This window comes from Rhodobacter ferrooxidans (assembly GCF_000176015.1).
GTDB lineage: Bacteria > Pseudomonadota > Alphaproteobacteria > Rhodobacterales > Rhodobacteraceae > Pseudorhodobacter_B > Pseudorhodobacter_B ferrooxidans.
Map to the genome: position 1 here is coordinate 1 of NZ_ACYY01000024.1, position 24,393 is coordinate 24,393.

General features: G+C 65.1%; 21 protein-coding genes. 11 read left to right on the forward strand and 10 right to left on the reverse strand.

The window, feature by feature from the left end; genetic code table 11:
• The first annotated feature begins 257 nt into the window (after positions 1-257).
• Positions 258-1,229 carry a UDP-glucuronic acid decarboxylase family protein gene (locus RSW2DRAFT_RS14315; protein ID WP_008032175.1) on the forward strand — a complete coding sequence of 324 codons (972 nt, stop codon included), beginning with the start codon at positions 258-260 and terminating at the stop codon, positions 1,227-1,229.
• Between the two features lie 262 nt (positions 1,230-1,491).
• On the opposite strand, the gene RSW2DRAFT_RS14320 is transcribed toward RSW2DRAFT_RS14315, so the two are convergent.
• Genes RSW2DRAFT_RS14320 through RSW2DRAFT_RS14345 form a run of 6 tightly spaced genes read right to left on the reverse strand, consistent with a single transcriptional unit; the run spans position 1,492 to position 8,596 of the window.
• Positions 1,492-2,541: a GNAT family N-acetyltransferase gene (locus RSW2DRAFT_RS14320; protein ID WP_008032177.1), complete on the reverse strand. Its 1,050-nt coding sequence runs from the start codon at positions 2,539-2,541 to the stop codon at positions 1,492-1,494.
• Positions 2,538-3,731, reverse strand: a complete 1,194-nt coding sequence (locus RSW2DRAFT_RS14325) for a GNAT family N-acetyltransferase (protein ID WP_008032178.1) — start codon at positions 3,729-3,731, stop codon at positions 2,538-2,540. The genes RSW2DRAFT_RS14320 and RSW2DRAFT_RS14325 overlap by 4 nt, the downstream gene beginning before the upstream one ends.
• Positions 3,728-4,879 carry a GNAT family N-acetyltransferase gene (locus tag RSW2DRAFT_RS14330; RefSeq protein ID WP_008032180.1) on the reverse strand — a complete coding sequence of 384 codons (1,152 nt, stop codon included), beginning with the start codon at positions 4,877-4,879 and terminating at the stop codon, positions 3,728-3,730. Before RSW2DRAFT_RS14330 ends, RSW2DRAFT_RS14325 begins: the two co-directional genes overlap by 4 nt.
• A complete protein-coding gene (locus RSW2DRAFT_RS14335) occupies positions 4,876-5,973 on the reverse strand; it encodes a GNAT family N-acetyltransferase (RefSeq protein ID WP_008032182.1) in 1,098 nt (365 codons plus the stop codon). The genes RSW2DRAFT_RS14330 and RSW2DRAFT_RS14335 overlap by 4 nt, the downstream gene beginning before the upstream one ends.
• Positions 5,970-6,668, reverse strand: coding sequence for a sugar transferase (locus RSW2DRAFT_RS14340; protein ID WP_008032184.1), 699 nt, complete (start codon positions 6,666-6,668; stop codon positions 5,970-5,972). The genes RSW2DRAFT_RS14335 and RSW2DRAFT_RS14340 overlap by 4 nt, the downstream gene beginning before the upstream one ends.
• 53 nt (positions 6,669-6,721) lie before the next feature.
• Entirely contained in the window at positions 6,722-8,596 is a 1,875-nt protein-coding gene (locus tag RSW2DRAFT_RS14345; RefSeq protein WP_008032186.1) for an SDR family NAD(P)-dependent oxidoreductase, read from the reverse strand.
• A gap of 312 nt (positions 8,597-8,908) precedes the next feature.
• Here RSW2DRAFT_RS14345 and RSW2DRAFT_RS14350 point away from each other — a divergent pair, with 312 nt between their 5' ends.
• From RSW2DRAFT_RS14350 to RSW2DRAFT_RS14390, 9 genes are read left to right on the forward strand one after another with little or no spacing between them, the layout of a single operon-like run.
• Positions 8,909-9,796: a PIG-L deacetylase family protein gene (locus tag RSW2DRAFT_RS14350; protein ID WP_008032188.1), complete on the forward strand. Its 888-nt coding sequence runs from the start codon at positions 8,909-8,911 to the stop codon at positions 9,794-9,796.
• Between the two features lie 2 nt (positions 9,797-9,798).
• A complete protein-coding gene (locus RSW2DRAFT_RS17250; protein ID WP_008032191.1) occupies positions 9,799-11,007 on the forward strand; it encodes a glycosyltransferase family 4 protein in 1,209 nt (402 codons plus the stop codon).
• Positions 11,004-12,305, forward strand: coding sequence for a glycosyltransferase (locus RSW2DRAFT_RS14360; protein ID WP_008032194.1), 1,302 nt, complete (start codon positions 11,004-11,006; stop codon positions 12,303-12,305). Before RSW2DRAFT_RS17250 ends, RSW2DRAFT_RS14360 begins: the two co-directional genes overlap by 4 nt.
• Entirely contained in the window at positions 12,302-13,570 is a 1,269-nt protein-coding gene (locus tag RSW2DRAFT_RS14365) for a lipopolysaccharide biosynthesis protein (protein ID WP_008032197.1), read from the forward strand. The genes RSW2DRAFT_RS14360 and RSW2DRAFT_RS14365 overlap by 4 nt, the downstream gene beginning before the upstream one ends.
• A complete protein-coding gene (locus RSW2DRAFT_RS14370; RefSeq protein WP_008032199.1) occupies positions 13,567-14,424 on the forward strand; it encodes a hypothetical protein in 858 nt (285 codons plus the stop codon). Before RSW2DRAFT_RS14365 ends, RSW2DRAFT_RS14370 begins: the two co-directional genes overlap by 4 nt.
• On the forward strand, positions 14,421-15,572 hold the full coding sequence (locus tag RSW2DRAFT_RS14375; protein ID WP_008032203.1) for a glycosyltransferase family 4 protein: 1,152 nt from the start codon (positions 14,421-14,423) through the stop codon (positions 15,570-15,572). Before RSW2DRAFT_RS14370 ends, RSW2DRAFT_RS14375 begins: the two co-directional genes overlap by 4 nt.
• On the forward strand, positions 15,569-16,612 hold the full coding sequence (locus tag RSW2DRAFT_RS14380; protein WP_008032204.1) for a glycosyltransferase: 1,044 nt from the start codon (positions 15,569-15,571) through the stop codon (positions 16,610-16,612). The genes RSW2DRAFT_RS14375 and RSW2DRAFT_RS14380 overlap by 4 nt, the downstream gene beginning before the upstream one ends.
• On the forward strand, positions 16,609-18,489 hold the full coding sequence (locus tag RSW2DRAFT_RS14385) for a GH39 family glycosyl hydrolase (protein ID WP_008032206.1): 1,881 nt from the start codon (positions 16,609-16,611) through the stop codon (positions 18,487-18,489). The genes RSW2DRAFT_RS14380 and RSW2DRAFT_RS14385 overlap by 4 nt, the downstream gene beginning before the upstream one ends.
• Positions 18,489-19,892, forward strand: coding sequence for an O-antigen ligase family protein (locus tag RSW2DRAFT_RS14390; protein WP_156790745.1), 1,404 nt, complete (start codon positions 18,489-18,491; stop codon positions 19,890-19,892). Before RSW2DRAFT_RS14385 ends, RSW2DRAFT_RS14390 begins: the two co-directional genes overlap by 1 nt.
• Positions 19,893-19,937: 45 nt before the next feature.
• Here RSW2DRAFT_RS14390 and RSW2DRAFT_RS14395 read toward each other — a convergent pair whose 3' ends face one another.
• Genes RSW2DRAFT_RS14395 through RSW2DRAFT_RS14405 form a run of 3 tightly spaced genes read right to left on the reverse strand, consistent with a single transcriptional unit; the run spans position 19,938 to position 21,799 of the window.
• A complete protein-coding gene (locus RSW2DRAFT_RS14395; protein ID WP_040672320.1) occupies positions 19,938-20,171 on the reverse strand; it encodes a hypothetical protein in 234 nt (77 codons plus the stop codon).
• A 51-nt stretch (positions 20,172-20,222) separates the two neighbouring features.
• The gene (locus tag RSW2DRAFT_RS14400) at positions 20,223-20,450 is read right to left on the reverse strand and encodes a hypothetical protein (RefSeq protein ID WP_008032213.1); all 228 of its coding nucleotides are present in this window, start codon (positions 20,448-20,450) and stop codon (positions 20,223-20,225) included.
• On the reverse strand, positions 20,447-21,799 hold the full coding sequence (locus tag RSW2DRAFT_RS14405) for a GumC domain-containing protein (protein ID WP_040672321.1): 1,353 nt from the start codon (positions 21,797-21,799) through the stop codon (positions 20,447-20,449). The genes RSW2DRAFT_RS14400 and RSW2DRAFT_RS14405 overlap by 4 nt, the downstream gene beginning before the upstream one ends.
• A gap of 277 nt (positions 21,800-22,076) precedes the next feature.
• Here RSW2DRAFT_RS14405 and RSW2DRAFT_RS14410 point away from each other — a divergent pair, with 277 nt between their 5' ends.
• A complete protein-coding gene (locus tag RSW2DRAFT_RS14410) occupies positions 22,077-23,315 on the forward strand; it encodes a polysaccharide biosynthesis/export family protein (RefSeq protein ID WP_008032217.1) in 1,239 nt (412 codons plus the stop codon).
• Positions 23,316-23,450: 135 nt separating this feature from the next.
• Here RSW2DRAFT_RS14410 and lsrF read toward each other — a convergent pair whose 3' ends face one another.
• The gene (gene lsrF, locus RSW2DRAFT_RS14415) at positions 23,451-24,344 is read right to left on the reverse strand and encodes a 3-hydroxy-5-phosphonooxypentane-2,4-dione thiolase (protein WP_008032219.1); all 894 of its coding nucleotides are present in this window, start codon (positions 24,342-24,344) and stop codon (positions 23,451-23,453) included.
• Between the last annotated feature and the right edge of the window lie 49 nt (positions 24,345-24,393).

A 24,393-nucleotide genomic window follows, 5' to 3' on the forward strand; every position in this document is an offset into this window, starting at 1 on the left:
ACCGGCAGTCCGGGGCACTGACGACCCTCTACAACGCGCGTTGCCTGCTTCGCCCGCCCCGAAAACATCAATATTGCATACGTCATTTGATTTGCGTAGCTTTTCATAGTTAATTTGGGCATGATAGCCTGCGAGAGAATCGAAAAAATTCAATCAATAAAAGGCGTTGCGCGATTGCGCAGCAGTGGCAGGTTTTTCCAAGGCATGGACGATTTTCCCTTCGGGTAGCCCAAAATGCTGCACAAGGAATTTTTGCCATGAATAGAATTCTTGTTACCGGAGGGGCTGGATTCGTCGGCTCTTTCCTCTGCGATGCTCTGATCTCGCGTGGCGCGTCTGTGGTTTGTCTCGATAATTTCCACACGGGCTGCCACGAAAATATCGCCCATTTGCTGGGGCATCCACGTTTTCGTCTTGTCAGCGGCGACGTGGAACGCCCGCTGGATTGGCTTGGGCAGATCGACTGCATTTACCACCTCGCCTGCCCGGCCAGCCCGCGCCATTATCAAGCGGATCCCGTACGCACGATGCGGACCTGCGTTCTGGGGGCCATCAATGCACTGGACCTGGCACGGCGCCACGGCGCGCGTATCCTGCTGGCATCGACCAGCGAAATCTATGGCAATCCGCTTTGCCATCCGCAACGCGAGGACTATCTGGGCAACGTCAACTGCTTTGGCCCGCGTGCCTGCTATGACGAGGGCAAACGCGCAGCCGAAACGCTGTTTCACGACTATCACCGGATGTATGGCGTCGATATCCGTGTGGCGCGAATCTTCAACACCTATGGGCCGCGCATGGCCGAGGACGATGGTCGGGTGGTGTCCAATTTCATCGTGCAAGCCCTGCGGGGACAGCCGATAACGATCTACGGCGACGGCCTGCAGACCCGCTGTTTCTGCTTTGCCACCGATCTTGCCGAAGGACTTGTGCGCCTGATGATGCATCCGGGCGAACTGCCGCAGCCGGTGAACCTTGGCAATCCGGCAGAATTCACCATGCGCGAACTGGCGCAGAAGATCATCCGCATTGTCGGGCGGGATGCCATCATCGACTTTCACGACCTGCCGCAGGATGACCCGACCCGGCGGCGACCGGACATCACGCTGGCACAGGAAACTCTGGGCTGGCAGCCGCAGGTGGCACTTGAGGACGGGTTGACGCGAACGGCCGCGTATTTTTCTGCCGCCCTGGCCGCGCAGGAACTCCACTTGCCGATTGCCGTATGAGGCGCGTCAAGCGAATGTCGTTCCTGGCTCTATCGCCCGGCAGGCGAAAACAGCCCTAAGCCGGAACTTGCAAGTCGTGCGACGGAAAAACGAACTCAGGCCGCGCGGTGCATCCGGGCGGCCGCCCGCATCCTCACCATGATCGCAAACGCGGCTGCCGAACCGCGTGCTTGCTGCGTGGTCGGTCATCGCTTTGCCCTGGAAGTGATGCCCGACCCGACGGGTGACAGTGCAAGGCCGGCAGGTGCAAGCCGCGATGCTCTCACGTCGCTTTCCCCGCCCGACTTGCCGCCCTGATCCACTGCAGCATTTGCCGCGAATGGCGCAGAAAAGTCGGGCGCATCCCATCGCTCCAGATCACCAGATCGCGGCGGGCACAGGCGTCGGTGCTGAATATCCGGTAAGAGTCCTTGTCGGAATACCAGTCGATGCGTGCAAGGTCCGGATCGCCCAGCGCGTATTGCAGCACCCGATGCAGCAACAGGATGGCTGGCGAGAATTTGTGGAACCGCTGGTCATACAGGCATTTCAGCGCGACCAATGTCCCGCCACCGCGGCGCAGGATCACCCCGGCAATAACCTCTTCCTGCAAGCGCAACAGCCAGATTTCCACACCGGGCAGTTGCGCCAGCCCGTGATAAAACTGTTCCAGCGCACCGCCATCTGCCAGAACTTCGCCCGCCCTCGCCTTCCAGCTGCGTTGTTCGGCCGCAAGATAGGCGCGCATTGCCTCTGGCAGTTGCCCTTCTGTCGCGCGCACGAAGCTGACTTCGCCTTCCCGTTGCAGGGCCCGCAACTGCCGGTCCTTGCGCCGCCGGGTCTCGCCCCGCAGCGGATAGGTCCGCGTTCCGGCACGAATGGCCGCAAGATCGGTTTCCAGATTGGCAAAGACGTGTTCGGTGACTGGCCGCAAGCCAAGCGCAAGCGCTGCCTGTTCCAGTGCTGCCGCCACAGATTCGGGAAGGCCTTGCAGATGCAGGAAATCCCACCCCGCCATGCGCTTGAGCGCTTTCAGGATGTCCTGCGCGGCACGGTCGGTTGCGGTCGGATCAAGAGCAGCGGGCGTGTATTGCGATTGCCCGTTGGTCATGCCGCGCAGCACTTGTGCACCGGCCATCGGCCCACGCATTTCGCGGCACAGCGGCAGGAATGTGCCCCTTGAAACCAGTGCGACAGGTTCGGCCGCACAGAACGCCGCCGCCCACAGGCCCAGCCAGCGTGCATCGCTGACCGGGCCGTTCAGGGCCGCGGGCAGCGGCTGCGCAAGCGCCGTATTCAAGGAAAGAACCGAGACGGGCGAACTTTGGATCACCTGCCCCCCATGGCCCGGGCCAGCAGCGAAAGCCCGCGCCCCCTGAGGTTTGGGGCGAACAGGGTCAGGTCTTGCACCATGTCGCAGCCGTTCGCATAGGCGGCCAACCAGCTGGAGTTGGCATTATAGTCAAGCCGGGTCAGACCCGCGGCATGGGCGTGATTGATCAACCCATGCAACACCAGATGACCAAGGCTTTCCCGCCCGGCGTCGGTATCCTGAACCAGGACAAAGGTTGTCAGCGATTGCGCCGTGGCGAATGCCAGACACGCCGCCCGCATCGCCCCATCACTTCCGCTGGCGATTGCAAGCACCGGACGCAGCCCCGTTGCCACAGCCAGACTTTCTGCCATTGCGCGCTGTGGTCCGTCATAAGGCACCACGACAGCTTGCCCGATCGCCCGGTCGCTGGCCGGGCTTGCTTTCCAGCTCCGCCCTGCCAGGTCTGCAAAAGCCGGCAGGGCGGCACGCGCGGGCGCATCCATCACCAGGCTGACCGTGATTCCGGCCTCGGCGGCAAATCGTTCGGCGCGGCGCATGTTCTGGCGGAATTTCTTGTTCTGCGATCCGATCAATGCGTCAGCCGCGATCACCGGCTGCAGGGCCTGTATCGGTCGATCAAGCCGGGTGAAACGCGCGTCCAGACCGGCGGCCCGCGCCCCGGCCTGCAAGGCGTCAACGGCCGCCTCAGCCACCGGAAAGACCGCCAGATCCCAACCAGGATGCGACTGTAATGCAGCAGGGATTGCCGCCCAGACCCGTGCCTCTGCCCCCGAAACAGCCAGCATCCGCGACGCCAGAAGGCTGGCCTCCAGCCCCAGAAGCGGGCTGATCTGCCGCAGCCGCAGCGGTCGCAACCCGGGCGTCGCCAGCAATCGCAGGTCGCCCGCCAGATAATCGTGCCGCACCTCCAGCCGCCTGCCGCGAGCCACGCGGGTGACCATCATAGGCACAATTCCCACCAGTTTGCCGCTGTCGCGCATCACCAGCACCTCGCAAGCGGCGCGCCCGGCAAAGACCGCGGCATAGGCCGTTGCAAAGGCCGGTCCGGCAAAGAACCCGCCGCGCGGGTCCTGGTCTGCCAAGGCCTGCCAGTCTTCAAGGATGGCCGGCCATCCAGCATGCCCGATCCATTCGGTCTGCAACGGACCAAACACCGTGTCAGTTTCGGGGTTTGGGGCCGGGTTCATGGCGCACTCGCCGCTGACAGCCCGATTCCCGGATCGCGCGCACACGCCAGCCGATGCAACATTCTGCCCGATATGCCGGTCGGAAACAGCAGCAGGTCGAACCAGGCCTCGGTCACATCGGAATAAGCGCGGTAAAGCGGGTCGGTGGCATTGAAATCCAGCCGTTCAACGCCTTTCGCCTCGGCCCAAAGGAAGGACTCGCGCATCAGCAGCAGCCCCGGCGACAGGGGGCGTGCGGCTTCGATATGAAATGTGATCAGTCCTAAAATCTCGTTGCCGCGTTTTAGCCACAGCGTTGCTGCCAGCAAGCCTGCGGCATTTTCGGCGGCAATCAGAACGCCTGAATATCCGGGTAGCTGGATGGCGCTGCGTAAAAATGCCTCCTGACGCGCCGAGTAGGGCACTTGCACCGGCGCATCCGATGGGCGCAGCGCCTTGGTGGAACGGTCTGCCAACCAGCGCAGCAACGGCAGGGCGGCCACGGCTGCATCGCCTTCGTGGACAGTCAGGCGCAGGTCGGCCTCTGCTGCCCGCCGCAAAGCGCGGCGTTCGTTCTTGCGTTCGTTGTGGCTGCAAGCCGACCGCAGGCGCTCCCAGTTGGCCTGCGCGCCGATACAGGCATGGAACGTCCGCCCGGTGGGCCGCAGGATCATCGGCATACCCCGATCACCCGCCGCCGCGCGCCACCGTGCGGTTTCGGATCGGGGCACCGGCAGGGCCAGATAATCCCAGCCGCCGTTCTGGGCCAAAGCTTCGGCCAGACCGGCAATGGCCCGCTGCGGATCAGCGCCGGCCGCCATTTGCAGGTTGCCGCGCAGATTGCCCGCCTCCAGCGACATCGGGCAGGAAAGCTGGCGCAAGGGGATCAGGCGACGCTCGGGGTTGGCAACCAGCGGCAAATCCGCCGGGCAGAACTGAAACCGGGTGCCAAGCGCCAGCCTGCGCCGCGCCAGATCTGACACCAGATCAAGCCGTGCCGCATCGGGCCCCTGCGTCTCGATCACCCGGCGGCGCAGCCCTTTGCCAAAAAAGCCATGCCACAGGTCCAGAAAGACCGGGCTGCCTTGCAGCGGCGTGCGAGGCCACCCCAGCGGTTGCGGCAAGCTGCCCATCGGCCGCAGATGGGCGGGCATGGGTTCAGGTGTCATTCTGCCTTCCCCGCAGCGCCCTGCCGCAGGCGCGCAACCCCGGCCCGCGCAAGACGTATCGCCTGACCAGCCAGACCAGGGCGGTAAAGCCGCCAGTTCTGATGCGCCGTCGCACCCGTGGCCCACCGCGCGAAGAACGGCGTGTTGCCGTTGAAATCCACCCGCCGCAGCCCGCGTTGTGCCGCATCTTCCATCATGGCGGCAAACAGCACCACGCCAGGCGCGTGGTCAGCCAAAGCCGGGTCAAAGTGCATGGTGTGCACATAGGCGGTGTCGTGATCCTCCAGCATCCGCAAACAGGCCACGGGACGTGCGTCCAGTTCCAGCAACCAAAGCCGACCATTCTGCACCAGAGCCTGATGAAACGCCCAGTCCAGTGCCGTCAGACCGGCGGCCTCTGGATTCTCGCCTTGCCAGCTTCTGGCGGCAAGCGCCTTCCATTCCGGCAGGGCTGCCGTGATCTCATCGCCGTGCAGGACGCGGATTGCCGACCGCCCCAACAGCGCGAACTCGCGTTGCCGTTTGCGCAGTTGACGGCGGAACTGACCGGAACGGCTGGCAAGGTAGGCTTCTTGGCCGTCGGTCATATCCGCCCAAAGCAGCAGCCGTCCGGGTCGCGGCGGATCGCAGGGAATACCGCAGGCGGCGGCGGCCTCGGGCAGCAACGGCACCGCCATCTCGGGCAGATTGTCAAAGGCCAGCGTATCCCAGCCCCGCAGGTCGCGGCAGGCGCGCAACAGACAAGCCAGGCTTTGCCCTGCCGCATCTCCCGGCAGCAGCAGGTTGTTGCGCAGGCTGTGCGCATCGCGGGCAAAGCCCAGTTCCCGCACCGTCAGCCCGCCGATTGCCAACCGCCGCTGCCACAGCGGCCATATCGACGCCAGCGCCCCGCCTTGCCGCAGCACCAGGGACCGCACCGGCGTCGATGGCGCAAAAGCTTTCACATGGGCAGCCTGAACCAGCGGCCCGGCAAACACCGTGGCACCGGGGCGCCGAGGCAAAAGATCTGCCCAGACGCCCGCCGCCGGAAACTGCGGCTCCAGTCGCGCCACAAGCTCGGCCGTGCCTGACGTTTGGCTTTGGGCAAGAGTCATCGTGCCCCCGTGGCCCTGAGGCAGACCACCACCGTCCGCAACAGGATCGCGACATCGCGGCCCAACGACCAGTTGCGGATGTAATCGAGGTCCAGTTGCACCCGTTGGCGAAGCTGGTGTGACGTGTCCACCGGCCCGCGCGAGCCATTGACCTGCGCCCAGCCGGTCACGCCCGGCGGAATCCGGTGACGATGGTGATAGTGCGGGTCCAGATGTTCGCACAGCACACCTTCCACCCTCATTCCGCAGGGGTGGGCCCGCGGGCCAATCAGCGCCATATCACCCCGTAAAACATTGACAAGCTGTGGTAATTCATCCAAGGAGCTTTTTCGCAAGATCATCCCGACCCGGGTAATCCGCGGATCGCGATGCGCCGTCTGCATCCCCCCCGACAGATCGCAACGATCGGTTCGCATCGTGCGGAACTTCAGCACCTTGAAGGGTCGGTTGTCACGACCGAAGCGTGGCTGGCAAAACAGCACGGGTCCAGGGCTTTCCAGCCGGATCAGCAAGGCGATGGCGAGAAGCGGCACCGACAACAGCGTCAGCAATGTCGCCGCCATGAGCCATTCGGATCCGCGCTTGACCTTCCAGCAGAAACTGGTGGTCGGGTCTGGCAAGACCAGTGGCGGCAAGGCCGGTTCGGCCTTTCCAGTCGTGTCTGCCAGTTGCAATGCCCTTACAGTGGTGGTCATAAACGGCCTCCATGTGAATGCAGATTCAGAAATCGGCAGGCGGCCCGGCGTTACTATGAGCGCGCTGCGGCACCAAGAACGGTCAGAATCCGGTCCGTGACCTCTGGCTTGGCCACTGGAACCATCATGTATTCGTTGTCGTGAAATGCATAACGGGCGAGATAGATACCTTCGGCTTCCAGACGGTCATAGACCGATCCGATCGCCGCCGGGCGCCGTGCCAGAATAAAAGGGGCTTGCGAAGGCAGAGGGGCAAGACCCATCTCCTGCAGTGCTTGGGTCACGCGGCGGCGCTGCGAAACAAAGGCCGCATGCACCTGCGCCGCGTGATCCCGGTCCGTCAGCGCCGCCACCGCCGCAGCTTCGGACATCGAGGAGATACCGAAGATATTCTCGGCACCCCGGATCAGTTCGGCCAGATCGGGTCGGGCATAAGCAAACCCGACCCGCGCGCCAGCCAACGCGTAAAACTTTGAAAACGTGCGTAAACCGATGACAAGACGCTGGCCTTTGCGCACCTCGGCCAGCGTGTCGAACAGGTTGGGGGCATCGGCGTATTCGATATAGGCTTCGTCCACCACCACCGGCAGATGGGCCGGTATCAGGGCCAGAAATTCCTCCATCTCGGCCTGACCCAGTGCAACGCCCTCGGGATTGGCGGGATGGATCAGATAGACCATCCGCGTCATCGGCGTTATTCGGGCCGCGATCTGCGCCAGATTGTGGTGCGATCCGCTGCCGGCTGCCGCCACGTGGAACGGTGCCATCGACAGCCGCACCCCCGCGCGCTGCGCCACCAGGTTGAAGCCGAACCATCCCGGCGCATTAGAGACGATCTCTTCGCCGGGCTTCACAAACAGCCGCACCAGCCGCGCCAACACCTCCCACGAGCCGGGGCCAAGCGCAAAGCCATCGGCGGGCAGATCAAAATGGCTTGAAATCGCCGCGAGCAGCCGGTCGTGCCGTTCTTCGGGATAATACGACAACGGCAGCCGGCGCATCTCGGCGGCCACGGCCTCGGCCACATGTGGCGACGGCCCCCAGGGGTTTTCCGCCCGGTCGTTGATCGAGAACTGCAGTGGATCGCGCGCGACTTCGCAGCCCTTGTGCAGGAAAGGCGGGTAGGCGATCGGCTTTTGCAACGCGGCGTGGCTGGCCAGCAGCGACTCTGCAAAAGGGGCGACGGCAAAGCGCCAACTGGCAATGGTGCGGCCCTGCACCTCGTCGGGCGGGGCGGTTGCGGCATGCAAAAACGCCGGCACCACAGTTTCCGGCGGCGGCAGCAGCGCGTTCGACGCCCAGTCATGCGCGGCCTTGCGTTCGGTCTGCACCGAGTTCAGCGCCACCGCCGTCGCCACGATCCGGTGCGCCGCGCCATCCGCAGCCATCGCCCGCGTCAAGGCCTCGACCGCAGATTTCGACGTTGTGTAGGCGGTGATACCGGCCATCGGCGCATCGGTGGCGATGGAACTGACATTGACGATCCGGGCGGCCCGCCCTTCGGCCACAGCCCGTGCCGCGACAGCATGGGCCATGCGGAAACTGCCGGTCAGATTGATGTCGAAGGTCTGGGCCACTTCTTCCACCGGGGCCTGCCAGAACGGCATTGCCCAAGGACCACCGACGCCGGCATTGTTGATCAGGATATCGACGGGTCCAAAAGCGGCCACAGCGCCATCCAGCAGGCGCGCCACCTGCCCGGGGTTGGAAATATCGCCCGCCAAGGCGCAGGCACGACCGCCCTGACGCGCCACCTCGGTCAGCACGCCATTCAGGGTTTCGGCCTGCCGACCGATCAGGCAAACCTTCGCGCCGCGCTCGGCAAAGGCCAGGGCCAACACCCGGCCGACGCCCTGCCCGGCACCGGTGATCATCACCACGCGGTCCTGCAAGCCTGCTTCGCCCGCGACCGCAGGCAGCGACGCCATCAAACGCTCGATCCCGTCAGGCTCGGCAAAATGAGCGCGCGTCCGACGCAAGGCAAGGGTCGCCTTCGCTGCAAATGTGCGCAGCCTACGGGTGAAAGGCAAATCCATTCGCATGACGGAGAAACCCCGCAAGGAGATGAAAGGTGGCTTCAGGACGAAAAGGGAACATCGCAAATATTGGTTTATCTTTACCAAATGGCACCGATTCGGTATAGTTATTTCCGTAGTTGGTGGTTTTCTGGTGCCAATGGGGCGCGTCGTTTTAGGCGTTATGTGGGTCCCTCGATTCTCGGAATTGTATTTGGAGCCATGATGAAAGCGCGGGAAATCCGACAGCAGTCTGGTGTGTTGACTGGAGCCGTCGCCAGCTTGCGCGGTCGTTTTCGGGACGTGATCGTACGTTATCTGCGACCGCAATGGATCCGTCACCCGTTGGCGATCACCCCCGGTATCTACGAAAATTTCGCGCCCGTGGAACGGCTGACCGAATTGCCCGCGGGCCGACGACTCGTCGTCATTGCACCGCATCCGGATGATGAAAGTATCGGCGCGGGTGGGCTGATCGCGCTATGGCACGCCGCCGGGCGGCAGGCAGAGGTGGTGTTTCTGACCGACGGGGCCGCAGGCAACCCGGTTCTGCGGGACCACAGTCTATCGGCCGAGGAGCGCAATCGCATCGCCCGCTCGACCGCACGGCAAAGACAAAGCGAGGCTGAAACCGCCCTTGGCCTGCTTGGCGCGAAGGGGCGCTGGCTTGATGGCACCGATGGCGCGCTTTGGCGCGATGCGCGCCGCATCAGCCAGGGTCTTGCCGCGCAATGGCAGCTCTGCCCGCCGGACCTGCTTGTGGTGCCTTTCCCCGCCGACAGGCACCCCGACCACGCAGCGGCCGCGCGCATCGCGGCAACTGCTGCGGACATTGCCGCGCTGGACCCGGGCCTGCCAGTGCTGTGCTACGAGGTCTGGTCGCCCTGTCCGGCGACCGTCGTGCTTGATATCTCGACCGTTGCAGCCGTGAAGGCGCGGGCCATTGCGGCGCACGAAAGCCAGGTGGTTTCCACCGATTACCTTGCGGCATCACGCGGACTTGCCGCCTATCGCGCGATCACGGCCGGGCTTGCGTCCGGGGCACAGGCCGAAGCTTTCCATGCCTGCACGCTGGCCGACCTGGGCAAGCTTTGCGCCCGGCTGAGGGTGTAGGCATGGCGCCGGCGCTTGTGCAACTGCATGACAAGCCGGCTGGGGGCGGCGGTATCGCGCAGGTGGTCGCGACCTATGCCGAAGGGCTGACGGCCCGCGGCTGGGCAGTGACCGACCTGCGCCTGACCCGCCGGGGCGGCGACGTGGGCAGCGTCATGGCCCGCCCGGCACGCAAGGCCCGAGCCGATGATGCGGGAATTGCGCAGGTGCGGGCAGCGGCAGCGCGGGCAGATGCCGTGCTGCTGCACCTTGGTTTCAGCCTGCTGTCGCCCGACCTGATCCGGGCCGCCGCCACCTCGGCACCGCTATTCGTGCACTTGCATGACGTGTCCCCTTTCTGCCCCAACGGCCTGCGCCTTGCCTGGCCAGGGCAGCTGCCCTGCACCCGGCACCAGGGTGCAGCCTGCGTGGTCGGTCTTTGTGCCGGGCGCGGTTCGGCGCTGGCCACAGCGCGGGCCGGGTATCGGCTGACCACCCGTCGTGCCGTCTGGGCCAGCCTTTGCACCGAGGCCACGGCCATTCTTGCCCCAAGCCGCTATCTGGCCGAAGAAGCCCTGCGCGCCGGGGCACCATCGGCGCGGCTGGTGCGGATCACGCTGCCAGTGCCGATGCTTGATCAGGTGCCGCAGATGCCTGCCGGGGTGCCGCCCTCGCAGGCGGGTCCGACCATCGCCTATGTCGGGCTGCTTTCGGTTGCCAAGGGCGCACCGATGTTGCTTGAGGCCATGGCGCACTTGCCCGCAGAGACGCGGCTGACGTTTTATGGCGATGGTCCCGCCGCCGCGTCGATGCGCGCCCGCGCGGCACAGCGCGATCTTTCCGGGCGCGTAACCTTTGCGGGGCGGGTGTCGCAGGCCGATCTGCACGCGGGTCTTGGCCGGGCGCGCGTGCTGGCCCATCCGTCTCTGGTGCCCGAAGGTCTGGGGCTGGCCGGACCCGAGGCGATGGCGCTGGGCCGCCCGGTGGTGGGTTTCGGTCGTGGCGGCAGCAGTGAGTGGTTGCGGCATGGCGAGACCGGTCTGGTAGCCGCTGCGGCCACGGCAACAGCATTGGCCGACAGCCTGCTGACCCTGCTGCGCGACGACGAGCTGGCCGACCGGCTTGGTGCCAACGCCGCGCGACTGGTGCGCAGCCACCACGCAACCGGACCGGCGCTTGACAGTCTGGCCGCACGGCTGCTGGCACCGGGATCATGCAGGAAAAGCCTATGAAAACCCTGCTCATTCTGACCACGCTGGACGTGCCGGGCCGCCGCAACAACCGTGAACATGCGGCCCTGCGGGAACTGGCACCGCGGTTTGACCGCACTATCGTGGTGTTCCGGCAAAGGGCGGCTGCGGGCAAGCCGGCACTGGCGTTGCTGCAAGGCCGGATCACCCGACGCGACGATGCCGCGGTGACCTTCGTCGCGGTCGATCCACCGCTGAACCCGCCCGAAGGCGCGGTGCGTGGTGCCACCACCCAGCGGCCTTCGGCCAATCTGCTGACGCGCCTCGCCGGGCAAGGGCTGGACACACTGGCCATCTTGCGTGACCGCCTGACCATTGCCGCCCTGAGCCATGCCGCTGCACAGGCCCTTGCAGGGCTTGACCCCGCCGACATCACTTGTGAAGCCTTCGGCCCCTGGGCCGCCGAGGCGGCGCGGCATCTGCGTCGACAAGGGCGGCTGGCGGCCTACGCCTATATCGACCGCGATTTCGAACCGGGCTTCGTCAGCTCGCCGCTGCGCCGCCGATGGGTCACGCGCATGGAAGCGCGGGCAGCAAGAACTGCCGATCTGACGCTGTCGATCGGGCAACGGCTTGCGGCTCGTCATACGGGCACCAGCCGACACCACCCTGTTCTGTCACCCACCGGGGTGGATGTCGGATTCTTCACCGCCCCGCAACGCCCACCGGGGCCACTGCATATCGTCTATGTTGGCGAGGTCGCGCCCTGGTCAGCACTTGATCTGTTGATCGCAGCGCTGCAGCATCCAGGCCTGTCGCAGGCGCGTCTCAGTCTGCGCGGGCCAGCTTTGCCGGGATACCGTTCGCAACTGCTTGGCCTTGTTGCGTCCTCTGGTCTGGGCGCCCGGTTCGACTGGCCGGGCGATGTTGACCGTTCGGAAATTCCGCCGCTGCTGGCGCAGGCCAATCTTGGCTATTGCCTGTTCCGCCCCACACCGTTGCGCTGCCATGCGGCACCACTGAAATTGCTGGAGTATTTTGCCGCCGGCCTTCCCGCCATTGCTGCACCGGGCAGCGAGGCCGGCGATCTGGTGGCGCGCAGCGGTGCCGGTCTGCTGTGCGCCCCTACCAGCGCCGCACTGGCCGATGCGCTGATCGGATTCGAGGCCACCCCCGCCGCCACCCGGGACCGCATGGCCGACGCCGCACATGCCACCGCATTGGCGCATGACTGGCGCGACATCTTCGCGCGCGAGGCGGTGTTGCTGGCGGGCCTGGGCAATGCACGCGCGACCGGGAGCGCCGTACCGGCATCGCAGACCTACGGAGTACGGCCATGAAGTTCGGGCCGACGGCCCAGGTGGCCGTGTTCAACGCAATTGGCGCCGGTCTTGGATTTGTCGTGCTGATGATCCTGACGCGCGGCCTTGGGGCGGAGACCTTTGGCCGCCTGGCACCGGCCCTGGCAATCATGGACCTTGGCCCCTTGTTCATCGACACCGTGCTGTCGGCAGGCACCGTGACCATTGCCTCCCGCCGGATGGCGCAAGACCCGACCGCCGACGGGCGCGACGCCATGGCCACCGCATTGGCGCTGCGAAGTGCCGCTGCTTTGGCCTATGCGTTCGGTATCTGCGCCGTTGCAGTGTTTCTGCCCGATGGCAGCGGTCCGATGATTGCCATGGCCGGGGTGGCCGGGGCATTGCTGGCGCTGCAAACCGCCCTGATCGGCGGGCTGCAGGCCGAGCAGCGCTTTGTGCAGGTGGGCATGGGGCAGGCATTCAAGAACGCCTTCCGGGTGCTGCTGATGGGGGCCTTGCTGCTGGCCGGAATGTTAAGCTTGACGGCGGCGATGCAGGCGGCACTGGCAGCGGCTGGGCTGGCCCTTCTGGCGACACTGGTGCTTGCACGGCCCGGCTATGCCAATCCGGCCGGGCACGGGCGCGGGCGCGTGCGGCGCGATCTGGCAGGGCAGATGCTGGCAATCAACCTGTGGATGGCGGTCGCCGCAGTGTCGGTGGTGTCAGGACGGATCGACATCTTGCTGCTGAACAGCCTGTCCGGGCCGACCGAGGCTGCCTACTATGCCGCGGGCATCCAGTTGTGCATCGTCGTCGGCGTGGTCAGTCAGGCGATTGTCGCGACAACCCTGCCGCGCATCGCGGCCGTCGCGCGGACCGAGGATCTGCGCGCCATGCTGGACCGCTGGATGCGCCGGGCGCCGCTGGCGCTGCTGCCGGTGCTGGTGATGCCGCTGATCTCGCCCTTTGCCATACCGCTGGTCTTGGGCGAGGGGTTTGCCGAGGCGCATTGGGCGTTTGATTTGCTGTTTGCATCGGCCATGCTGACGCTGGTGGCCAATCCGGTCATGACACTGCTGTTTCCACTGGGGGCTGCGCGGATCTTCGGGTTGACGGCGCTGGGACAAGTGATCGTAAAGGTCGCGATTTCGCTGATCATCATTCCCTGGGGAGGGGCGGCGGGCGTCGCTGCGGTCGATCTGCTGACGCGTCTGGTCATGGCCGCAATCATCCTTGTCGCGCTGCGCCGCCGCTTGGCCACCGATGGCCCCATCACGCTTGACAACGCCAAGGTGGCCGCATGACCCACGCCAGCCAGCGCCGAACATCGGTTTTCAACCGACCGCTTGCAATTCTTGGCGCGGTGCGGCGGCGGGCTGAGCGGGGTGTGGCACCGCTGCTGCAACGCCGGGCGACCGCAGCCTACCAGGCGGACAGGCAGGGATGGTTGCGCAAGGCCGATATCGCCGTTCAGCGCGGGCTGGACTGGTTCGCGCCACAGCCGGATCTGACGATGTCGGCGCTTTATGTGCTGTGGCAGGGTTGGCGGCGCGGCACCGATGCCCGGTTTGCCATGATCCATCCCAAGATCGCGCATTACCGCGCAACCCTGCGCGATCCCGCCCTGCGGCTGTTCGACCCCGGATATGACCCCGATGCCGCCGAAGTGGTGCTGCTTCCGGACATCATGCAGGTTCGCCCCTATCTGCCGATCGAGCTTCTGATGATCGAGGCGGTCTGGGCCGACAAGCGCGATCCAGGGCCGGATTTTCTGCAACGGCTGGCCGCAATCGACGACCGGGGCTGGTATGGCACCACCCATATCGTGGTCGCGGCCGAACTTATGCTGCGATCGGGCGCCTATTCCCAATCGGCACTTTTGTCCCTGATGCAGGCCACTGTCGCACCGATGGATCTTGCCAATCGCCGGGCGACGCTGATGGGCGATATCTTCGCTGAACGCGCCTTGATGCTGTATTGGCTGAACCAGGGGCACTTGGTCACGCCGGGTCAGGTGGTGATGATGTTGAACCGTCAGCGCGCCGATGGCGGCTGGTCTGCGCCGGGTGTTGCACCCGACGGCCTGTCGAACCAGCATACAACCTCGCTGGCGGTGGCGGTGATTGCCGAATTCCTGGCGCAGGAGCGCGGGCGATGACCGGCGCGATGACCGGCGCGATGACCAGCGGGCAGCGTCTGCGGATTCTGGTGAATGCAATCAATGACAACGCCCAGCCCCGTGGACCCGACCGCTATCTGATCGCGCTCATCGGCCAGCTTGTGGCCCTGCCCACCCCGCCGGAAATCCATTTGCTGCACGCCCCCTGGCAGCCGTTCTTCGATCACTGCGACCTGGGCGATGGCGGGCGGCGCAGTGTTATCGCCGCCCCGCGACGACCGGCCGAGCGGTTGATCTGGCAGGCCACCGCCTTTGCGCGTCTTGCCAACGCGTTGCCGGTGGGCCTTGTCTTTCTGCCAAACCTGATCTGGACGCCGGGGCTGCGTCGCCCTTCAGTGCTGACCGCGCATGATCTGTTGCAGTTCCGCCGACCAGAGAAATTCGGTCTGGCCAAGGCTGCCCTGCTGCGGCCGGTGATCCGCCGGGCATTGGCGCGGGCCACGCGGGTGATTGCCGTGTCGCAGTTCACTGCCGACGACATCGCTCGTTTCGCCCCGGTTGCGCCAGACCGTCTGAGCGTCATCCATGAAGGCGGCCCGCTGGTGCAGCCGCGGCCTGCACAGCTCAATAAAGGGACCGACGGGCCGCTGTTCCTGTTTGTCGGCAAGATCGAGCGCACCAAGAATGTCGGCTTGCTGATCCGCGCTTTCCTGGCCTCGCAAAGCCTTGCCGCGATGGGGGCTCGGCTGGTCATCGTCGGCCCCGACGGCAACGCCAGCGCCGAGATCGCACCGCTGCTGGCGCAGGCTGGCGACCGGGTGCAACGCCCGGGCTTCCTGCCCGACGCCGACCTTGACCAGCTTTACGCACGCTGCCGCGGCTTCGTCTTTCCCTCGACGGCCGAAGGTTTCGGTCTTGTCGTGCTGGAAGCCATGGCACGCGGGGCACCGGTGATTGCGGCTGCGGCAACCTCGTTGCCCGAGGTGGTGGGCGACGCGGGTCTACTGGTGCCCCCAGATGATGCAGCGGCCCTGCAGGCGGCAATGGAACGGCTGGCGCAGGATGCCGATCTGGCAGCGCGGCTGTCGGATGCGGGCTATCGCCGACTGGCCGGCTTCAGCTGGCAACGGGCGGCGGAACAGACGATGGATGTCATGCTGGCCGCCGCGCGCGAGGTGGTACATTGACCCCAGCCCCCGACGTTTCGGTGATCCTGCCGCTTTTCGATGATGCCGCGTCCATTGGCGCGGTACTGGCCGGTTTGCGGGCGCAAGTGACGGCGCGCAGGGTCGAAATCATCGTGGTTGACGACGGATCCAGGGATGCCGGGCCGCAGATCGCGCGCGACATGGGCGCACGGGTCATCACCCAGTCGAACGCCGGCCCTGCCGCGGCGCGCAACCGGGGTGCGCAGGCGGCAGGTGGGGCTGTTGTGCTGTTTCTGGACAGCGACTGTGTTCCACCGCCGAACTGGGTCGAGGCGATGGCATCGGTGTTCGACACCAAGGGGTTTGATGCCGTGATGGGCACCATTTGCGCCGCGAACGACGGTGTGGTGCCGCGGATCGTTCAGGCCGAAGTGGACGAGCGCTATGCCGGGATGCGCATCGCCAGCACCGGTGTGGATTTCATCGCCGCCCCGGCTTGCGGGTTCCGGCGGCAGGTCTTTCTGGCCTTGGGCGGCTTTGACGTGCGGCTGCGTCAGGCCGAAGACGTCGAGATTGCCTATCGCATTACGACGGCGGGACACCGCATTGGCTTTGTCGATACTGCCGCGGTGGCGCATCATCATCAGACCGGCTGGGCCGAGTTCTTGCGGGTCAAGCTGCGCCGGGCACGCGGACGGATGGAGGTGTTCCGGCTATATCCTGCCAAGCGGCGGCATGACAACTGGACACCGCTGCGCCTGAAGCTGCAATTCGGATGTGCCGCGATCAGCCTGCCGATGCTGCTGGTTGCGCTGGCGCTGGCCCCCCGGACCGGAGGATTGGCGCTGGGGTTGCCGTTGCTGTGTCTGGGCGGGCTGCTGTGGGCCGGGGTGCCAAGCATCCGCGCCATCGCCCACAGGATTGCACCGCGTTCGGGCTGGGGCGTCGGGCTGCTGGTGGGTGCAGCCTATGTACTGGCGCGGGCCTATGTCATCCTGCTGGCGGTGGTGCAGACAAAGGTGTTCCCGCGTCCGCTGCACCACCAGCCGCCACAACCGTTGTGCGAGGATGCCCGATGAAACGGCACCTGCAACTCTTCAAAGTCGTCATGGGGCTTTTTCTGGCCGGTCTTTTCCTGGCAGGCCCCGCCGTGGTTCCGGTGCAGGCGGGGCCAGTGGCAGAGGTCGAAGTGCAGGCAGCACCTGGCCCGACACCCACCACCTTTGGCTTTGGCGGCGGCGTCTGGCGGGTTCCCAAGGTGGCCAGACTGGCGGAACCCTTGCTGACCGCCCTGGGTGAAGGCGGCACCTGGCGCGTTGCACTGGCCTGGGAGGTGCTGGCGGCCGCCGAGCGCCCCGAGGACGTGACCCGCCTGCTGCAATCCTATCCGCTGAACGATTTTCTGGAAGCGCGCGCCAGGGCAGGTGGCCAGATCATCGTGACCCTTGACGCCATGCCGCGGTTTCTTGCCCGGGAAACCGGAACAAAGCCGCTGGCGGACGGGCCACTCTGGGCGCGGTCTGCGACCGATGATCTGGCGGGCTGGGCGGATGTGGCAGAGCGCGTCGCCCGGCATTTTCATGGACTTGGCATCTCTGCAATCTACGAAGTGTGGAACGAGCCTGACCACGCCTTTCGTGGGTCACTGGACGACTATGTGGCCTTGTATCGCGCAACGGCGCTTGGCGTTTTGCGGGCGGACCCGGGTGGGCGGATCGCCGGGCCGGCGCTGTCGGACTGGGGTTCCGTGATCCACGGCGAGCGGTTCGTGGCAGGTTTTCTGGCCCGCGCCGCCGCAACGCCGCTGCCCGAACTTGGTCTTGATCGCTTGCCGGTGGACGCGGTGACCTATCATGCCTTCAGCCGGGTGCCGGGGCGGCACCATGCCCGCGTGTTGGCCGAAGCCCGGGGTATGCTGGCGGCGGCCGGATATGGCACGGTGCCGCTGATCTGTTCGGAATGGAACGTCGCAGCACAGCCGCCTTACCCGGAAGGCGATCTGAACGGCACCTATCCGGGGGCAGCGCATGCTGCGGCAACGATGATTGCCATGGCCGGGGCGGGACTCGCGGGGCAGGTGTTCCAGATGGCGGTCGATCCGGGCAGCGCGGGGTATTCGGCGGGGGTGCTGACGGCGGCCGGAACGCCACGCCCGGTCTGGCACGCCTTCGACATGGCTGCCGAGGCCGCCCGTCTTGGCCCGGCGCGCGCCGCCAACAGCAGTGATCCGGTGGTGCAGGTGGCGGCGTTTCACGGCGGCAGTCAGCTTGCAGTGCTGCTGGCAGTGATGCCGCCCACCGATCTGATGCTTGCCCGCGATGCGATGGAGCCGGTTGCCTTCGACCAGCCGGACGTTTTTTCCGCCATCGTCGCAGCGGGGCCTGAATCGCTGGCGGCCTTCATGTTCCGGAATGGCGAGGTGCCGCAAGGGCTGTCACCCGCGGCGGTGGCTGCCCTGAAGGCGGGACGCGAGGTGCTGCGTACCGACCAGGCTGCACGCGAACCTTGGCGCAATGGCGGAACGGTGCATCTGGTTTTGCCAGAACCGATGCAACTGGTCAGCCATCGTGTGCTGGATGCCAGTACTGCCGCCACGCCAGAATCCATCGCCCAGTCCGACCGGGACACCAATACCGCGCTGCGCGACCTGCTGGGCCTGGCCGAACATGCACTGCGCGACCAGATGACCACGGCCAACGAGACCAGCCTGCGCCGCTATGGTGACGCATTGGCACAGCGGCTGGATGGCCGGGCCGAGCTTGCCGGCAACGCAGCACTGGCGCAGATCGACCAGGAATGGGTGGTGCCTGTTCAAACACGGCTGGCCGATCTCCTGGCGGCGCAACGGGCGCGAACGGTGCGTCCGGTGACCGACGCATCGGACCAGAAAACTCTTGATCTGGCCGTAGAGCCCTATTCCGTCCACCTTTTGCTATTTCAGGCGGCGGCACCATGATGTCCCGCCGGTGGCATCTGGCGCAACCTGTTCTGCTGGCGCTGGAGGCGGCGGCGGTTGTGATTGTCGATCCTCTGGTATCGCCGCTGTTGCCGCACGCCCTGTGGCGGATGACCGGCCTTGTGGCATCGCCGCTGCAATTGACGCCAATCCTGCTGGTGGTTGCGTTGGCCGGGTTGGCACTTGGGCGAGTTTCGCGCCGTTGGCCGGCTTTTCCACTATCGGCTTGCATTGCCTTGCTGCTGGCCGCGCAGATGAATGGCCTGCGGTCCGGGCCGTTCGACCTGTTCGATCTTGCGCTGGCGGTTGTATTTCTTGTCTGGCTGGCGACCCGCGCGCTGGACACAGACCGGCCGATTTTCTTTCCTCCGCTGCTGGTTGCGGCGGGTATGCTGGTGCTGATCGCAATTCTGCACCTGGCCATCCAGAACCCGGTGCGTTGGTTCATCGGCACGTTCGGAATTGTCCGTGCGGCACTGGTGGCCTTTCTGATGATTGACCTGGTGCGCGACCTTGCCACGCTGAACCGCGCGCTGCGGGCGTTTCTGGTTCTGGCTGTGGCCAGCGCCGTGGTCGGAATCGTCCAGTTCATGCTGGCTTATCTTGGCATCTATGTTTTCACATTGATTTCGCCGCCGGAAACCGCCTTCAAGCCGACGCCCATCGGCTATGTCATGCGGGCATCGGCGCTGTGCATCACCGCACAGCATTATTCCTCGTTTCTGGTCTATGCCCTGCCGATCGGGTTGTGGCGACTGGCGGACCGGCGGCGCTGGCGCGACCTGTTGGCTGTGGGGCTGATTTTGACCGGGATTCTGGTTTCCTGGAACTTCGGCGCGGTGATCGTGGCGATGGTGCTGACGCTGGTCTTTCCCTTCCTGCGCTGGCCGCACCTGTCGCTGCACTTTGCCTTGGCCATCGTCGCGGTGATGGCCCTGGCGTGGTTCACCGGACTTTGGCAGGTGCTGTACGACCTTTCGTTCGGTGATGCCGGTGTTGCCAAGGGCGTAAGCCAACGACACACCCTGTTCGGGCTGGGGCTGGAAAAGATTTCCCGCAATCCGCTGGTCGGGACCGGGCCGCAGGGCTTTGCCGCCTACGATGGCAATTTCTGGGGACGGCCGGTCCACAATGCCTTTGGTCAGGCCGCAACCGAATTGGGTGTGGCGGGCGCGGTGGTGCTTGGCGCCGCCTTTTTCTGGCTGGTCGGGCGGCTGGCGTCGGCAAGCCTGACCGACGGGGCGCGGCGGGCACCTGCGGCAATCTTGCTGTTGATGGTGCTGGCGGCGCTGCAATTGGCCCAGTCAGAGCCGAACCTGGACCACGTCAATACCTGGCTTGTCCTTGGGCTTGGCCAGGCCCTGCTGCTGATCCGCCAGCGGGATCCGGACGGTACGTCCTGACACGTCCTTGCCAGCGCAAGCGGCCGCCACGCTTGCGTCAACCGCTTAGGCGAGAACAACGGCAAGGCCGGCAAAAGCCAACCCCAACATCCCGACCCCGGCCCAGAACACCAGGGATTCGACTGCGGCCCGGCGGGCACCTGCGCGCCTTTCCTGCCAAGCCGGCGCATATTCGGCCGGCGCATACCAATCTGCTTCCAGCATCGACTCGCCAAGTGGCAGCCGCTCTTCCGCCTCGCGCAACAGGGCTTGGGCGACAATGCCATCCAGTTCGGCCATTGGCCCCGAGGCGCGACGACTGACAAAAGAGACCGGTTCAATCATCGCGGTTCATCCCAAGGAAAAATGAAACACAAGGTTCAGCACCACAAACACCGCCAGTATGGAAAAGCCCGCCAACAGCAGCCCAAGTGCCGCAGTGGCGGCAAAGCGCACGATCAGGATCGGGCGGCGGGCGGGATCGTCGGCGTTGATGGCATCAGCGATGAGCAGCCGCCCGTCGGCAATCGACCGTCGCAATCGCTTTTCGAACTTCGGTGAAGACGCGGGCAGGATCAAGATGCGGCCCCCCGTGACACTTCGGCAAGGCGTTGCAGATGCGCAAGTTCGGTGCCGGTAAAGCGCGGCGGCCGCAGTGCCTCGGACAGCAATTTCTGCCGGGCCCGCGCCGCATGACCGATGAACAGCGCATAGTAAAAGCCCGCGACGGCCCCGGCCAGCACCGCCACAATGCCATTCAGCAGCGGAATTGGAAATGCCGGGCGGGTTGGCACCGAGGCCTCTTCCACCACCACCATCGGCACCTCGGCGTTCTCGGCCTGCAACCGCGCCGAAGCAAGGTTGATGCGGGCATCAGAGACTTGCGCCGCGACTTCCGCCTTTTTCGCTGCCAACTGCTCGGCCTCGCTCAGAAAGGCGATCGCAGCATCAAGGTCGGCTTTCGCGGCCGCCAGTTGCGCTTCTGCGGTTTGCCGCGACGCGGTGACAGCCGCTTCTTCGGCCTTTGCGGTGGCGATCTGCCCGCGTAGCAGTTCGTAATTGCTGCCGGTTGATTTGATCACTGCCGCCGCCATGCGCGCACGTTCGCCTTCGATGGCAGTTTCGGTGGCGGCGATCTGTTCTTCCACGGCACCGCGCCGGGGCGATTGCGGGCCATCGCGTGCGGCGGCAAGTTCGACGTGCAGCGTCAGCAACTGTTCCACCATCAGGTCAAGGACTGGCGTGGTCAACACGGTCTCGCCCGCAGCATAAGTGCGCCGTTCGGTTTCAAGTTCAGCTTCAAGCCCGACCCGCCGCGCCAGGGCCGCAGCGAGCGAGCCGTCAATCTCTTGCAGGCGCCGTTCGGTTGTGGCGCGACGGTCGGACAGCCGTGCAATCAGCGCTTCGTCAAGCGTGGCCCCGAACCGGCGGCGATGAACTTCCGACTGCGCCTCCAGGCCGATCAGTTGGTTTTCAAGATCGGCGATATGCGCGCTCAGGGTCTGCGCCAATTGCTGTGCCCGCTGCCGCATCGAGGCGCGGTGAAACTCGGCATAAAGCGCTGGCGCGCGGTTGGCCATTCGGCTGGTCAGCCCGGCATCCTCTGACCGCACGAACAGATCGACCATGAATTCGCCGCTTACGGTGACATCGACGCGTTTGCGCACAAGGGCCACCGGCAGTCCGAACTCTTTGGCCATGGCGGTCATGAAGGCGCTGCCGCGCAGAATTCCCACATTCAGCGCTGCGGTTTTCTCATCTGGTGTCGGAAACAGCGGTTCGGGTGGCGTCTCGGGTCCACCCAGATAGCGCGGGCTCTCGGCGTTTGACGCAAGGTAGAAGGTGGTCTTGGCCTCGTAGATCGGCGTGATCGCCATGCTGATCACAAAGGCGAAAAAACCGGCAAAGGCAGCAGTTGCAACGATCACCCACCGCTGAGCGCGAATGTCATTCCAATGGCCCTGAAGCGGCACCTCTGAGGTCAATTCGGAAAACTCCGTCTCACCTGCGCATGAAATGGACGAAAGACTGCAATGACAACTTTCCTGAGTCCTAACAAATCCTTGTCGATCCGCATAGCCGATTTGTTGAATCCACGGCAGGGCATTGATCGGATTGCGGGCGGCATGTAGCATCCTGCCATTGCCCCTGTTTGCCGCGCCACATTTTCCGCCTTGGTTGCACCGGATTTTCGAGGAGCCTGCGATGGTTCGCGTTCTTCCCTTTTTGGTCCTGATCCTGGTATCGCCCTTGCCGGTTGTGGCGCAGGCCGTGCCGTTTCAGCCGGGCGAGGTGTTAAGCGTCGAAGTCTATGGTCAGCCCGATCTTTCGGGCGAACGCCAGATCGACGAGACCGGTCGTATCGCCTTGCCCTTCGTGGGGCGGATCGACGCGGCGGGAACAGAGCCCGAAGCGCTGGAAAGCCGGATCACGGCACGTCTGGCCGAAGCCGGTTTTGAGGATGGCGCCATCGTCACGGTGACCGCTGTGCGGCGGCTGGACGTCTATGTCGATGGCGCGGTCGGATCGCCGGGTGCACAAGTCTGGCGCCCCGGGCTTACCATCGACCAACTGCTTGCCTTGGCGGGCGGGCGGATTCTGTTGACCACCGAAGAGCTTGGCCCCGCCCTGCAAGCGCTGCGGTCGGTTGAATATGCCTCGGGGCTGGAACAGCGCTTGCGCACATTGCAACTGGTGCAAGCGCGGCTGAATGCCGAAAACAGTTTTATCGACCAGGTTTTTTCCAACAAGGCTGACGGCAAGGTGGCCGTCGAAAGCCTGCTGGTGCTGCCCGATGCCGTGGTGCGCGATCCGCTGCTGGCGGATCTGATGACCACCGAGCGGCAGATTCTGGCAGATTGGGCCGAGCGCAGCCAATCGGCACATGCCGCGTTGCTGGCGCAGATCGAGATTCAGCAAGACCGCCGCAAGGCTCTGGAGTCGCGCGCCACCTCGCTGGACGAAGTGCTGGCGCTGGTGCGGGAAAGGCTGGATGCGGTCAGGACGCTGGGCGACAAGGGTCTGGCGTCACGCGACGATGTTGTCACGGTCACGCAGGCCTATGCCAATACCGTGGCCGAACAGTTGAACGTTGCGTCGGCGCTGGCTGAAACCCGGTCGCGGTTGCAGGAGCTGGAACAGTCGCTTTCCCGGTTTGGCGCCGATCTTGCCAGTGGCGTCGATGAAGAATTGCGCGCAGCGCAAGCTGAACTGGCGGACGTGGCGTCGCGGCTGGATCCGGCATTGCGGGCGGCGGCGCTTTCCAAGGGATATGAAGGTGCCGGTATCGCCCGCGCCGGAACCGTCGAAAGTGGCGGCAGCCAGCCTGAAACCCTGCTGGTGCTGCGCGGGTCCGGCAGCGGGCAGCGCCAGATCCTTGCCATACCCGGTTTTGTGCTGATGCCGGGCGATACGGTTATCGTGCCATTTGCACCGCAAGGTTGACCTCTGCCGGGTCATGCAGCCTTGCCGATACGCGCGGGTCTGATCGCTTGGGCCGAAGTGGACAGGCAGGGGCGTGACCAAAGCCAACCCGCAAAGGTTGGCTTTGGTCGGCCATTGCCCCGCCGGGGCATCCGGTCAGGCCTTGGCGGCGTTTTCCGCTTTCAGGTCGTTGTAGTAAGCGAAAGCCTGCGCCGGTGTTTCCAGGTCGTGCACCACGCGCGCCACGGCCTTGATCATCGCCACCGGGTCTTCTGCCTGAAAGATGTTGCGGCCCATGTCCACCCCCGCTGCCCCCTGGTCGATGGCCTTCCAGGCCATGTCCAGCGCCTCCAGTTCGGGCAGCTTCTTGCCACCGGCGATGACGATCGGCACCGGGCAACCGGCGGTCACCCGCTCGAACCCGGTATCGGTGTAGTAGCTTTTCACATATTGCGCGCCGATTTCGGCGGCAATCCGCGTGGCCAGCCCGAAGTAGCGGGCATCGCGGACCATGTCCTTGCCGACACCGGTCACCGCCAGTGTCGGGATGCCGTAGCGCAGGCCGGAATCAAGCAGCTTGATCACGTTCGAAATGGATTTGTGTTCATATTCCGAGCCGATATAGACCTGCGCCGCCATCGCCGCGGCATCCAGCCGGATCGCGTCGTCGATATCCACCGCAACGGTCTCATTGGAAAGCTCGGTCAGGATCGAATTGCCGCCCGAGCATCGCAGCACCACCGGCTTGGTGATCGAGGGCGGAATACAGGCGCGCAAGCCGCCACGGGTGCACATCAGCACATCGGCATGTTCGGCCAGCGGCACGATGGACAGGTCGATGCGCTCCAGCCCGGTGGTCGGGCCCTGAAAGTAGCCATGGTCGAAGGCCAGCATCACGGTGCGGCCCGACTTCGGGTTGAAGATGCGGCTGAGGCGGTTCTTCATGCCCCAGTCGTAATGCGCCGCCCCCTTGACGTGAAAGCTGCCCATGTCGGGCGGCGTGCCGATGCCGAAATCCTTGCCGTCCTTGATGTCGTCCAGATCTGCCATGTCCTGTGCCCTTGCGCCGATGTGTCCTTGTGCCGCCCGCCGAAAGCAG